Raw genomic sequence first — 12,813 nt, 5'->3', positions numbered from 1 at the left:
CCACCGCCGCGTCGACGAGCCGGCACTCAGCGGCGTAGCCGCGGCGCGATCCAGGCGCCGAGGCTGTCACCGTGGCACTGCTCGACGCTGGTGGTGCTGACCCGCAGGGACACCTGGGTCGAGTCGCTGACGTCCACCAGCACGGAGACGCGGTCAGCACCGCCTGGTGCCGCTTCCCGGCCACGGTCAGCGGTTCCCCGCTCCCAGCCCTCGAAGTCGCCCAACTCGCGCATCTCGGTCAGCGGGACCACGTCGCGACGACCGGAGACCGGAACCTGTGCGGCGAGGTCGCGCTGGAGAGCGACGCCGCGCTCTACGAGTTCCTGTCCGGCACCATCGGCCAACTCCCCGGCCTCCAGCACGCCGACGTGGCCGTCGCCCTGCCTTCCGTCAAGCGGGCGGGGATGATCCTGCCGCCTGCGCCTCCCGCAGGCGAAGTGAGCCGTCGCAGCGTGGGCGCGGCGCAGCCGGCAGCACACAGATCCGGAGCGGGCAGGGCTGAACGGCCGGGACCAACCGGCCACCCCGCCGGGGACGACCGGCACCGCCAGCGGCCGCCGACCGTTTCGCCGCCCTCGCCGGACTCCCGCCTCTCCGGGCCGTCAGTCGTGGTCGGGGATGCCGGCCACCCGGTGCGACGCGGCGTGCATCACTTCGGTTGCCAGCCGACGCACGTGACCTCCCCTGGCGCGGTATAGCGCGCGTCGGCCGTCGCGCCGCATGGTGACCAGTCCTGCCAGCCGCAGCTTGCCCAGGTGCTGCGACACCGCCGGCCGCGCCACTCCCAGCGCCGCCACCAGCGCGGTCACGTCGTGCTCCCCGTCGACGAGCAGCCACATCAACCGCAGCCGCGTGCCGTCCGCGAGCATCCGCAACATCTCGGTTGCCGCCTCGATCTGGCTGTCGGCAGGGAGACGTTGTTGCAGGTCGTTGGCACCTGCACCATTGTCGCGTGCGTACATGAGCACATATTATCGCCACCGTCGGGGATACCGGTCCGCTATGCCGTCAGGGACGTTGGGAGACGCGGTGAACGACCACGAGCACGGGCACACCCAGGACCACGACCATCCGCACGAACACGGCCACCACCACGGGGGCCGGCTCGCCGCGTGGCGGCATCGGCTGACCCACGCGGTCGTCCCCCACTCGCACGACTCCCGCGCGAAGATCGACCCGGCGTTGGAGTCCTCCCGCGCGGGCCTACGCGCCCTGTGGATCTCACTCGTCGGCCTCGGGATCACCGCCGCCGCCCAGGCCGTCATCGTCGTGCTGTCCGGCTCGGTCGCCCTGCTCGGCGACACCCTGCACAACGTCGCCGACGCCCTGACCGCCGTACCGCTGGCGATCGCCTTCCTCCTCGGCCGGCGTGCCGCCACCCGCGCCTACACCTACGGCTACGGCCGCGCCGAGGACATCGCCGGGATCATCATCGTCGCGGTCATCGCGGCGTCCGCCGTCGCCGCCGCCTGGACCGCCGTCGCCCGGCTGCTGCACCCGGCCGAAGTGACCCACCTGCCCTGGGTGGCCGCCGCCGGCTTCGTCGGCTTCATCGGCAACGAGCTGGTCGCCCGCTACCGCATCCGCGTCGGCCGCCGCATCGGCTCCGCCGCCCTGGTCGCCGACGGCCTGCACGCCCGCACCGACGGCTACACCTCCCTCGCCGTGCTCCTCGCCGCCGGTGGGGCCGCCCTCGGCTGGCGCTGGGCCGACCCGGTCGTCGGCCTGGCGATAGCCGTCGCCATCGCCTTCGTCCTCAAGGACGCCACCCGCGAGGTCTACCGACGGCTCATGGACGCCGTCGACCCCGCCATCGTCGACCAGGCCGAAACCACGCTGCGCGCCGTCGACGGCGTCCGCGACGTCACCACGGTCCGGCTCCGCTGGATCGGCCACCGCCTGCACGCCGAAGCCGAACTCGTCGTGGACGCCCACCTCAGCCTCGTCGCCGCCCACGAGATCGCCGCCGACGCCGAACACCAACTCACCCACGCCGTACCGCGACTGACCAGCGCCACCGTCCACACCGATCCGGACTGCCACCCCGGCGCGCACCACCACGCCGACCTGTCCCACGAGCGCCGGCAGCCGACCCGCTGACGCTGACCGGCTCACTGACGGCGGTGGGCGCCCCTCGCCGGCGGGCGACCGCTCGTTCGGAGGCGGTCAACCCGATCGGGACGGCGTCTTCTCCTCGCCGAACTGGTCGGCGAAGTCGAGCCAGCCGCTGGCGCAGGCACGGGCGACCGCGTCCAACGAGTGCCGGCAGTGGACGGGTGCCACGCCGAACCCGCGAGGGGCATGCAGGGCGGTCGGGCACCGCCCGGCACGCCTGAGGGTTTGTTTGCGGGTCGACCCCACAAGTCGATTCAGGTGGCGTCGGCAGGCAGGCCGTCGGTCAACAGGGCGAACCGGCACCGACCGAGTCGAGCTCCTCCCGGTCGACCTCGGTCGCCCCGCCGTGTGCCCGGCACACCTGTTCGTGCCAACTGAGGGGATCGGTGCTGACGCGTCCCCACCCGGCATTCTCGTAGGACACGAGCAGCTCCCCACCCTTCGGGGAGAGCTGTACGGCGGTACCCGCCACCGGCAGGACGACCTGTGCCGCTCCGTTGCCACGTAGCCTGTCCATGACCGTCGCGGGCTCGGTGCGCTGCACCACGAGACCTGCCCCGGTGGACAGCGCGATGCGGCCCGGCATCGCCAACCAGTGCGGGTTGGTCCCGTTCGCCTCGAAGCGTTGGGCCTCCCGGCCGCCGTCCGTGCTCTGCAGAAGTAGCGGGCCGTCGCTGTAGGTGATCGCCAGGCGGCTCCCGTCCGGGTGCAGGGCCAGGCCGTAGACCGACCGCCCCCGATCCTCGGGGAGCGGCTGCCAGCCACCTTCTCGGCGGCCGGTGGCGAGGCTCCAGGTTTCGATGAAGTTGTCCGGTCCCGTCAGGACGAACAACACCGGCCGCGTCGGATGGGGCACCGCAAGTACGTAGCTGTCCGCGATGCGGAACGGTCCACCGCGTGGCGCGCCGGTGCGGGCGTCCCACACCGAGGTCGTTGCATTGCAGGTGACCACCAGTGTTGCCGCGGAATACGCCCAGTCCAGTGAGGGTAGGTGACCGGACAGCGCGGTCCTGGCGGCGCATTGCGGCACGGCGATCGTCGCCAGTCGCCGCATCGTCCGGGTCTCCCACACCGCAAGCGAGCCAGGTGCGGTCGCTGGGGTGGCCACCAGGGTGCCGTCGCGGTTGAAGGCGAGTGAGTTGTGCAGCTGCCAACCCGTGGTCCAGCCCGGCGTCACCCGCTCGGTGCTCACTGCCCGTCGCCGGCCGGTCCCTCTGTCCCACGCGCTCAGCGATCCGTCCTGTCCCTGCACCACGACGAAAGTGTCCGTCGGGTCGTACGCCGCAGCCCGGGCGGCGGCCAGCGCGAAGTCGACAGAGTCGACCGCGGGAAGCTCCAGCACCGCGATCCCGCCGGGACCGTCCACGGTCAACACGCCGCTGCCATCCGGGGTGGCTTGCAGCCGGAGCAGGGAGTCGGGCCCGTCGAAGTAGCTGGAGGGTGCGGGGAACGAGGCGACCTGACGGCGGGCGCGGTGGTCCCAGATCTCGACAGCCTCATCCAGTAGGCGCGAACGCTGGCCGTCCTCCTCGAACGGCCCGTTCTCGAGAAGGGCGGTGAAGCCTCGGGCCAGGTCCACCGCGGCGTAGGCGCAGTGGCCCCGGTCCGCCGATCGGGGTACGTCGGCGAGCAGGGGCCGCTCACGGCCCGTCTCCAGGTTCAGCAGCAGATAGTCCACCCGCTGGGCCGCGCCGCCGAGCCCGTTGCGCGGACGGCACAGCACGAGCTCGGGGCGGTCCGGAAGGGAGCCGACGACCTGGGTGCCGGCTGCCATCGGGACCACCGGCCCTCGGGACGGCCGGAACAGTCCGTGACGGATGCTGTTCTTGTCGTCGTACGTGACGACGCCGAGGCGGCCGTCCGGACCGAGGCGGAGCGACGCACCGTGCCGGAACTGCGGCTTTACCGGCAGGCGCGAACGCTCGCCCCGGTCGGCGCCGGTGGCAGTGTCGATCACTCCGGCTATGTCGCCCACGACGTATCCCAGACTGGTGCCGGTGTGGTCGAGTGCGAGCCGAACCGGCCGGTCGGTGAAGAGGTCCGCCACCGGCCGGGCCAGCGGACGCCGGGCAACCGGCTTCCCGTTGGTCGCGTCCCACAGGGTCATGACGTTGTCGGTCAGGGTCGCGACGGTGCGTCCGTCGCCGCTGATGGCAGCGGCCCTGGCCGTCGTGGGCAGGACGACGGCCCGGGGCGGGTGGCCGGCGGTCAGGGTGTCCAGCCGCCACACCTCGACTCCGCCCTTGCCGCCGTCATAGGCCAGCTGGGCCTCCTGGTTGGCGCTGGTGGTGAGCATCTCGTGGCCGGAACGCCAGCTTCGCGCAGACGGCGACACCGACCGTACGTACCGGTAGCTGCGGTAGGCCTCCGCCAGAGCTTGCCGGGTCCTGGGTGTGTCCGCCCGGGTGAACGCGTCAGCCGCCACCAGCGCGCCGGTACGCCCGCCCTGAGCGAACGACGCGCGTTCCAGAAGCCCGTGGGCCGCCGCGACGGCAGCCTGCTGCTTGCTCGTCCGGTCCCGCCACCACCACAGGCCGGTGGAGGCGACCACGCCGGACAGCAGCACCAGGACGACCGTGAGAACCGCGGCCGTCACCACCCGGGCGGTGCGGCGTAGGCGGCTGCTCGCCATGACGAACTCCCGCTCCGGCACGCTGAGGTCGCCGTGGTTCGCGTTCATCAGCGCCTCGGCCCGCCGGAGCTCGCTGCCTTCGAGCAACGCGGGTTGGTCGTCGGCGCCACCGGCCCAGGCGAGGACCCGGTGGCGCACGTCGCTGCGCCACCGGAGCAGCTCCCGCGATTCGGTCAGCCACCCGGCCAGGCGGGGCCACTGGGCCATCAGGGCGTCGTGGGTGAATTCCACTGTCTCGTTGCCGTCCACCGCGACGCGCAGCACCAGCATCCGGGTGGTGGCCAGCACCTGGGCCAGCTCCCACTGGGTACGGTCGAGTTCGTCGCGGTGGGCGATGCGGCGGGCGTGCCCACCGTCCTCGAGCGGCAGGGCCAGGTGCAGAGCGAGGCGCCTCGTCTGCTCGCGCTCCTGCGGACCGAGGTCACGGCTCCACACCTCGTCCAGGTGCTGGGCGATCGGGCCAGCGCCCTGCTGACTCTGCTGGTATGCCTCGTGGGTGAGCAGTCCGTCGGCGGTCTGCCGTTCCCACAGGTACGTCAGGGTGGCCTGGAGTACCGGAAGACAGTACGGCTGGTCGCGCAGGTCGGCGATGATCCGCTCCGCCAGTGCCGGCTCGTATCGCACCGTCCCGGCGGCGCGCACCGGCTCGGTCACGACCCGGTGCAGTTCCTCGGTGTCCATGGGGGTCACGTCGATGACAGTGGTCGCCACCCGGGTGAGCCCTTCCCCGGCAGCGGAGCTGTCACCGTCGGGGGACGTGCCGGTGAGGTCGGCCAGCACATCCGTGCGGGAGGCGATGACCAGCCGGACGTCCGGCGGTCGCTGGGACGCGCCGACCTCGGCCAGTCGCACCAGCATGGCGAGGAAGCGTCGGGCGGTGGTCGGATCCGCCGCCGACAACTCCTCGAACTGGTCGATGATGAGAACCAGGCAGCGGTACTGGAGTCGGTCGAGCAGCCCGTGGACGTAATCCTCGGGCGGCGCGTCCCTGAGTAACGCGGCGACTCTGCCCTCCGCCTCCAGCGCTTCCGCCGGCTCCCGCTGGGGGGCGACCAGTCGCTCCATCGCCGACGCGAGCGCCAGCCATGGATCGCTGCGGGCCGCCGGGCGAACCACGACCGGAAGGTAACCGTCCCGCCTGCGTAGGGAAGGCAGGATGCCCGCGTGCAGCAGTGACGTCTTGCCGGCTCCGGACGCGCCGCTCACTATGCAGACGCGACCGGCCACGATGGCCGCGACGGTCCGGTCGATCAAGCGTTCGCGTCCGTGGAAGTTGCCGGCATCGGATTCGTCGAACGGTGTGAGCATCCGGAACGGACAGGCGGCGCGGACGCGGTCGGCCAGAAGTGGCCATGCGGTGAGCACCGTGTCGGCAGGCAGAGCGAATCCCTCGACCGCCACACCCCGGTGTCGCCGTACCGCGCGCACCAGGCCCACAACCTGGCCACGATGGCGGTCCCAGAGCGGCGTGCCGCTGAACCCGGGCTCCACCCGCGGTGCGTCCGCGGTGGCGTCGGGTGCGAGTTGAAGCCAGCCGTGCCGGACGACACCCCGGATCTCGCCGACGACCCAGGTGCCGATGCCCACCGTGTCCCGCGCGGAGCTGCCGTAGGCCACGAATCCGTGGCCAATGACCCCGGCCGAGCGAGCCAACGGTGTGGGATGGGCGCCCTCGGGCAGGGCGCCGTACAGTCGCAGTCCCGCTACGTCGCCTGATTCGTCTTCGGCGATCGGCTGCCAGATCTCGACCCGAGCGGTGAGAATACGGTCCTTGGCAAGGAGCGGGAACTCCAGGAGCACCGGGGCGTCAGGCAAAGAGGCCGACGCCTCGGGAAACCGTTCCGCCAGCCCCAGGGCTCGAGCTACGACATGGGCGCACGTCACCACCTCGCGGGGACCGACCAGTAGACCGAGTCCTACGCCGTTCCTGTCCGCGTCGAGGATACGGACGATCGACGCACGCAGCGGATACGCGGAAACACCGTCGAGCGTGGGCAGGCGATCTTGCTCTGATGGGGACCGGCTCACTCGTCGTCAGCCGATCCCCCCGGCGTGACCCCGCTACGTTGCCACTCGAAGAGGACCTTCAGCTGTCCCTCGACTCCGGTCTCGGCCAACACCAGCTTGCCCTTGGCAGTCACTTTGACACCCAACTCGATGGCCACCCGCTCGGGCGGGTGGGCCTGGTTCCATGCCTGCCGGGCCACCCCGGCGGCCATCGTGCGGAATCGGGCGAAGGACTCCTCGAATGACTCGGTCACGCGACCTACGACGTCGCTTGCTCGACCTGCTGAAACAACTCCTTCCACCTGCTCGGTCACTTCAGCGAGCACGACCGAGCCGTCGGGCAGGGGTACTTCAACATAGAACGCCACTTGATCAGATCCCTCCGATGACCACCGAGTGTCCGAAGCTAGCATTGTCGATGGACGCAAGAATCCGAGAGGCCGACCGGATCTTTCCGGGTCGCAGGCCCTGCGGCGGACCCTGCCCAGCCCCTCCCAGGTGCTAGTCGCAATGCGAGTGTCACCATCCGAAAGCCGGGCAGCTTCTGGAATCGACCGCCGCAAGCCGGAGGTCACAGCTGGGTCAGCTGAGGACGAGCCCAGACCGCACCAGTAATCGTTCGGTCAGTCGCCAGCGTGCCCGGGTACCACAGTTGCTACAACGCGGCGTAGGCCTTTGTCGCGACGACAGCCGCCGTACGGCCGCACGGTCACCCATGTCCTGATGACCCCGCCGAACATCAACCGCTCATAGCCATTTCGATCGCCCATCACGCAAAGTGATGGGTACCCGTCGCCGCGGACGGCCACCAGGATCATCTACACCGACATCGGATGCCGGATGGACTGCCGAATGAGACGCCGACGGACCCCGTCGAGTGCCCGCACCCTCCTGATCGTGGTCTTGGGACGGATTCTGGAGATCACTGTTCAGTGAATCAACCGAAGAGACGAGCGCAATAACGCCGGCAAAGCACACAGCGGGTCTGTAGTTGACCTCACGTCGCGGGCTGACCGAGCGCGACCTCACTGTCAATGAGAGCTGGCGTGGTAGGGCGAGCTCCATGCCGTCACAGTCGCCGTGCTTGAGGGCTGTCTGACCACGCGGGACCGGCGTTGGCGAACGGTGCGCCGGATCGGCGACACCGGTAGCCGGCTTTGGCTGCTCCACGGGGACGGATGACATCGGTGAAGCAGTTTCAGATCGCCTTCGACTGCGCCGCCCCGGAGCGCGTCGCCCGCTTCTGGTGGAGGTCCTGGGATACGTCGTACCGCCGCCCTCGAAGGGGTTCCTTTCCCCAGTTCGGAAGAGTTCGCGCGCTCCCGGCCGACCGTCAGGGCAACGAGTTCTGCCTCGACTGAGCGGCCCAAACGACCACCTCGCCGGTGTCCGGCTCACGCAGTCCGGCCCCTGCCGGCCTCGACCGGGCTACGTCCCCGGCTGACCAGGTAGCCGAAGACGGCGGCGGTGAAGAACATGACGATGCCGTAGACGGCGGCCGGGACCGCGATCTCGGTGCTGTTCAGCAACGCCGGGCTGATGGCGATAGTGATGGCCAACGTGCTGTTGTGGATACCGACCTCCATGCCGGCCGCGATCGACTCGCGCCGGCCGACCCCGACCAGCCTCGGCACGCCGTACCCGACCAGCAGGCTGATCACGTTGAAGGCCAGCACCACCGCGCCGACCGCGAGGAAGTAGTCGGCGAGATTGGCCCGTTCCTTGAGCACCGTCCCGAGAATCACCGCGACCAGCACCACCACCGAGAGGATCTTCACCGGCCGGCCGAGTCGGTCGGCGAACCCGGGGAAGCGCGACCGCAGGGCCATTCCGAGGGCGACCGGCACCAGCACGATCGCGAAGACCTGGAGCACCTTGCCGAATTGGAGCCCGATCGGCGCCGCGCCGCCCAGGAAGTGATCCGCCGACAGGTTCACCACCACGGGCAGGGTGAACACGGCGAGCACCGAGTTGACCGCGGTGAGCGTGACGTTGACGGCGACGTGGCCGCCGAAGAGATGGCTGTAGAGGTTGGCGGTGGTTCCGCCGGGTGAGGCGGCGAGCAGCATCATGCCGACGGCCAGCTCGGGCCTGAGCCCGAAGAGTAGGACCAGACCGAAGCAGAGCGCCGGCAGCAGCAGCACCTGGCAGCCGAGGGCGACGAGCACCAGCCTCGGGTACGCCGCCACCCGCCGAAAGTCACCGATGGTGAGGCCCAGCCCGAGGCCGAGCATGACGATGCCGAGCGCGACCGGCAACCCGACCGTCGTCAACCAGGAGTCCATTCGCGGATTGTGCTGGTCGACGCGGCCTGTCGACATCGTCCGTATCGCTGGTTCTCGATAGCGCCCCGAGCGGGGCAGCGCGCCCGGCGGTGCTTCGGGGTTCACGGTCTCCGAGCCGAGCCGGTTCCACCGGTCGGCCAGCCGGCGAGCCGGTAGCGGCGCCGGGTGGGGCAACCCTCCCCGCAACGCCTCGACCGGTACGCCGCCCGGCCCGAGTCACGGCCTCCCTGGAGCCGCGACGAGACCAGAGAAGTTGTTTCAGCAGCCCGGAGAACTCGCTCAGTTCATCGATCTGCTGGTTGCTGAGTGGTTGCTCGTCGAAGTCTGCTGCATCGGGTCGATCCATGTCGCGGGCTGACCGAGCGCGACTTCACTGTCATTGAGAGCTGGCTCATGCGGGCGTGGTAGGGCGAGCTCCATGCCCTCGCAGTCGCCGTGCTTGACGGGCTGTCTGACCACTCGGGGCCGGCGTTGGCGAACGGTGCGCCGGAACGGCGACACCGTTAGCCGGCTTTGGCTGCTCTACGGGGACGGAACGCTCGGAAGCAGGTCGTCGTCGCGTCCGGTCTGGGTAGCCCGACGGCAGCGGCGAGGGCCTCGACGGCGTCGACCAGGGTGGTGGTCTCGGGGAGGACGAGTTCGTCGGGCCAGCCCAGGACGTCATAGGCGGCGTACCAGCCGCTCATGTGCTCGGCCGTGAACTCAGTGGCCTGCGGGCGGGTGAGATGCCGGCGCAGGGTCTCGGCCAGGGACACATCGAGGTAGCAGAACAGGGACCGCCCTCGGTGACCGTCCCGCAGGGAGGTCAGCATGCTTCGGTGGCGGCTGCTGTGCATGATGCCCTCCAGCACCACGTGGTAGCCGTGGTCCAGCGCGAACCGAACGGTCTGCCCGATCAACGCCGGTGCCGCGCCGCCGGGCTTGTCCCGCTCGCGCAGCAGGATGCGGCGTAGGTAGTCCTGCTCGACAAGGGCGCAGCCCCGGCCGTGCCGGCGTCGTAGCTCGCGGGCAATGCTGCTCTTGCCCGAGCCGGAGTTGCCCCGGATGCAGACGAGGATCGTGTCCGGGCTGCCAGTGGGTTCAGCGAGCACGATGCCTCCTCGGCTCAGTTGCTGCGGACGGTGAGGTTGAGGGCGGCGACGGTCAGCTGAGTGAGGTCACGAAGTTGGTCCTCGCCGAGGCAGACTCCGCGCAGGTTGTCCAGCGGCGTCTTGAGGCCGTGGAGGCGGCTGCCCCGCAGGTCGGTGCCGTCGAGGTGGCAGGAGTCCAGTTCCAGGTCGGCGAGGTCACATGACCGCAGTGCGATGCGCGGTAGGCGGCAGGAGGACCACGCACCGTTGGCGAGAGTGCAGTCGGTGAACGCGACCGAGCCGGCGGCGGTGACGCGGTGGAGGGTGGCGTAGTCGAAGCGGCATCCGTCGAACAGGACGTCCTTGAGGCGTACGTCGGTGAGTCTGGTGCCGGTGAACCGGGAGCCGGTGATCGCGCAGCGTTCGATGGTGATGCCGGTCAGGGTCGCGCCGGAGAAGTCGGTGCGGGTGATCTCACAGCCGTAGAGGCTGCCGGCTTCCCAGGTGCTCTCGCTCAGGTCCACGCCGGTGATCAGGCTGCTGCGGATGCTGACGTCCTCCAGGTGCGAGCCGTGCCACGCCGCACCCTCGACGAGGGCCTCGGTAAGGCCGCCGTCCAGGTCCGACGTGGTGTCGAGGTCGTCCGGTTCGAGGTCCGGCAGCAGGACCTTCACGTCGCCGATCGTGGTGGTACGCATGTGTCCTCAACCTGTGTGGGCGCGGGGCGGGCACGCCCCCCGGGCGTCCCGTCGCGTCGGGGACATCCACGGCGTGGATCCTCCCGCAGGATCCATTGGACGCCACGCCCCGGAAGGGGCCAGAGCCAAATATCGGCCATGGAAACCCCACGGACGGCCGACGTCTCCGCCGGCATCCGGCTGCCGGAACGCGCACCGCCCACCGGCTGGATAGCTTGTGTCCACGATCACGGCACCGCGTCCATGGCTTACCGGAACCGTCCAACCGCTCCCGAGCACCCGGCGAGCACCCAGCCATCGCCACGGACACGAAAAAGGCTCCGGCCGGGTGGAAACCACCAGGCCAGAGCCTTTATTGCTGGTGCGCCGCCAGGGACTCGAACCCCGAACCCGCGGATTAAGAGTCCGCTGCTCTGCCAGTTGAGCTAGCGGCGCTCGCTGGCAACGGGGAGAACATTAGCACGCCCCCCGAGGGGGGTTCCAATCCGATCCCCGGCTCCCCCCTTCGGCCGAGCTTACCGGGCATTCAGGGGCAAAATCACCAGGCGGACGACGTCAGGGGGCGGACATCGGGCGACCATGCGGCACGATGTGCGCCAGGTACGCGAGAACAGAGGTGGGGATGGGCATGTTCGCGCGGGCCGGGGCGATGGTGGGCGCCCTCGGCCTGGTGGCGTCGCTGGCTCTGACGGGCTGCGACGCGGAGCAGAAGAAGCAGGCGGAGTTCGTCGGCGGCACCGCGCCGGCCACGTCCGCCACACCGGGGGCGGCGGGCACGGCGGCCGACCCCGGCACGCCGGCCGCGCCGAGCGGTCCGCCGCTGACGGTGAGCCCGGCCGACGGGGGGAAGAACCGGCCGGTCAGCTCCGAGATCAGCGCCGAGGTGCCCGGCGGCGGGAAGGTGTCCAGCGTCACGCTGACCACCGCCAACGGCGGTCAGGTCGAGGGGCGCCTGCGCGCCGACGGCTCGTCCTGGGTGCCCTCGAAGCCCCTCAAGTACGGCACCCGTTACACGGCCACGGTCACCGCCACCGGCCCCGACGGGGTGACCAGCCAGGGCACGAGCACCTTCACGACGATGGCGAAGCCCAAGTCGATGATCAGCTCCGGCCTCTACCTCTTCGACGACAAGACCTACGGCGTGGCGATGCCGGTGGTCACCGAGTTCCACCCGGGGATCCCGAAGAAGGACCGGGCGGCGGTGCAGAAGCGCATGTTCGTGCAAACCGATCCGCCGCAGCCGGGCGCCTGGCACTGGGTGGAGAACGGCACCCAGGCCTACTACCGCGCGCCGGAATACTGGAAGCCCGGCACCACGCTCACCGTCCGGATCGCGCTGGCCGGCATCCCGCTGAGCAACGGCCGCTACGGCAACGTCGACCGTACGGCGACCGCGAAGATCGGCCGGGCGTTCGAGATGAAGGTGGACAACGCCACCAAGAAGATGACGGTGTACGAGGACGGCCAGGTGGTCCGCACCCTGCCGGTGAGCCTGGGCAAGAAGAAGACCCCCTCCTCCAGCGGCACGATGGTCGTGATGGAGAAGAAGGAGTCCACGGTCTTCGACACCCGCGACGATCCGGACCCGGCGAACCGCTACGTCACGGAGATCGACTTCGCCCAGCGGCTCACCTGGGGCGGCGAGTACATCCACGCGGCGCCCTGGTCGGAGCACGTGCAGGGCCGGCAGAACGTCTCGCACGGCTGCGTCAACGTCTCGATGGCGAACGCCCGGTGGCTGTTCGGGAAGACCAAGGTGGGCGACCCGATCACCATCAAGGGCACCGAGCGCAGGCTGGCGCCGGGCAACGGCTGGACGGCGTGGAGCCTGAGCTGGTCCGACTTCGTCAAGGGCAGCGCCGTGCCGGTGCCCGAGGCAGGCGAGGGGTCGGCCTTCTGAGGCACCCGTACCGACGATCCGGCGACCGGCCCGCGCCCGCGGGCCGGTCGCCGTCTTCGTGGCCCGCCCGCGACGCCGTCGGGGCCCGCGATGCCGGCGACGCCCC

8 protein-coding genes, 1 tRNA gene and 2 pseudogenes are annotated in these 12,813 nt (G+C 70.3%); 3 read left to right on the top strand and 8 right to left on the bottom strand.

All coding sequences use genetic code 11. The annotated features are described in order from the left end of the window. Nucleotides 1–26 precede the first annotated feature (26 nt). On the bottom strand, nt 27–344 hold the full coding sequence (locus ACLQ22_RS03635; protein WP_425691039.1) for a hypothetical protein: 318 nt from the start codon (nt 342–344) through the stop codon (nt 27–29). 258 nt (nt 345–602) lie between these two features. Continuing rightward, nucleotides 603–962 carry an ArsR/SmtB family transcription factor gene (locus ACLQ22_RS03630; RefSeq protein ID WP_425691038.1) on the bottom strand — a complete coding sequence of 120 codons (360 nt, stop codon included), beginning with the start codon at nt 960–962 and terminating at the stop codon, nt 603–605. Nucleotides 963–1,029: 67 nt separating this feature from the next. On the opposite strand from ACLQ22_RS03630, the gene ACLQ22_RS03625 reads away from it, so the two are divergent. After that, nucleotides 1,030–2,100 carry a cation diffusion facilitator family transporter gene (locus ACLQ22_RS03625; RefSeq protein ID WP_425691037.1) on the top strand — a complete coding sequence of 357 codons (1,071 nt, stop codon included), beginning with the start codon at nt 1,030–1,032 and terminating at the stop codon, nt 2,098–2,100. Nucleotides 2,101–2,398: 298 nt separating this feature from the next. On the opposite strand, the gene ACLQ22_RS03620 is transcribed toward ACLQ22_RS03625, so the two are convergent. Beyond that, complete coding sequence (locus ACLQ22_RS03620) at nt 2,399–6,775, bottom strand: trypsin-like peptidase domain-containing protein (protein WP_425691036.1); 4,377 nt, start codon at nt 6,773–6,775, stop codon at nt 2,399–2,401. Continuing rightward, nucleotides 6,772–7,122, bottom strand: coding sequence for a CU044_2847 family protein (locus ACLQ22_RS03615; RefSeq protein WP_366640375.1), 351 nt, complete (start codon nt 7,120–7,122; stop codon nt 6,772–6,774). Before ACLQ22_RS03615 ends, ACLQ22_RS03620 begins: the two co-directional genes overlap by 4 nt. A gap of 810 nt (nt 7,123–7,932) precedes the next feature. Here ACLQ22_RS03615 and ACLQ22_RS03610 point away from each other — a divergent pair. Further along, nucleotides 7,933–8,112: pseudogene (locus tag ACLQ22_RS03610) on the top strand (VOC family protein); the annotation flags it as partial. A 36-nt stretch (nt 8,113–8,148) separates the two neighbouring features. On the opposite strand, the gene ACLQ22_RS03605 reads toward ACLQ22_RS03610, so the two are convergent. The 4 genes and pseudogenes from ACLQ22_RS03605 to ACLQ22_RS03590 all read right to left on the bottom strand — a co-directional run bounded on the left by ACLQ22_RS03605 (nt 8,149) and on the right by ACLQ22_RS03590 (nt 11,242). After that, on the bottom strand, nt 8,149–9,039 hold the full coding sequence (locus tag ACLQ22_RS03605; protein ID WP_425691035.1) for a bile acid:sodium symporter family protein: 891 nt from the start codon (nt 9,037–9,039) through the stop codon (nt 8,149–8,151). Between the two features lie 522 nt (nt 9,040–9,561). Beyond that, a pseudogene (locus ACLQ22_RS03600) lies at nt 9,562–10,130 on the bottom strand (kinase). A gap of 14 nt (nt 10,131–10,144) precedes the next feature. Continuing rightward, nucleotides 10,145–10,807 (bottom strand): pentapeptide repeat-containing protein, encoded by a 663-nt coding sequence (locus ACLQ22_RS03595; protein WP_425691034.1) that lies wholly within the window; start codon nt 10,805–10,807, stop codon nt 10,145–10,147. Nucleotides 10,808–11,166: 359 nt separating this feature from the next. Next, nucleotides 11,167–11,242, bottom strand: a tRNA-Lys gene (locus ACLQ22_RS03590). A gap of 187 nt (nt 11,243–11,429) precedes the next feature. Here ACLQ22_RS03590 and ACLQ22_RS03585 point away from each other — a divergent pair. Continuing rightward, on the top strand, nt 11,430–12,707 hold the full coding sequence (locus tag ACLQ22_RS03585; protein WP_425691074.1) for an Ig-like domain-containing protein: 1,278 nt from the start codon (nt 11,430–11,432) through the stop codon (nt 12,705–12,707). Nucleotides 12,708–12,813 lie beyond the last annotated feature (106 nt).

Origin of the sequence: Micromonospora sp. DT178 (genome assembly GCF_049841695.1) — a bacterium.
In the GTDB taxonomy this organism is placed as follows: domain Bacteria; phylum Actinomycetota; class Actinomycetes; order Mycobacteriales; family Micromonosporaceae; genus Micromonospora.
Note: the sequence above shows the minus strand (reverse complement) of the source record. Positions and strands in the feature narration are given on the sequence as shown.

Coding starts and splice junctions, on each gene's coding strand:
- ACLQ22_RS03585 (WP_425691074.1), top strand. CDS start 11,430: ATGGGCATGTTCGCGCGGGCCGGGGCGATGGTGGGCGCCCTCGGCCTG.
- ACLQ22_RS03595 (WP_425691034.1), bottom strand. CDS start 10,807: ATGCGTACCACCACGATCGGCGACGTGAAGGTCCTGCTGCCGGACCTC.
- ACLQ22_RS03630 (WP_425691038.1), bottom strand. CDS start 962: ATGTACGCACGCGACAATGGTGCAGGTGCCAACGACCTGCAACAACGT.
- ACLQ22_RS03605 (WP_425691035.1), bottom strand. CDS start 9,039: ATGGACTCCTGGTTGACGACGGTCGGGTTGCCGGTCGCGCTCGGCATC.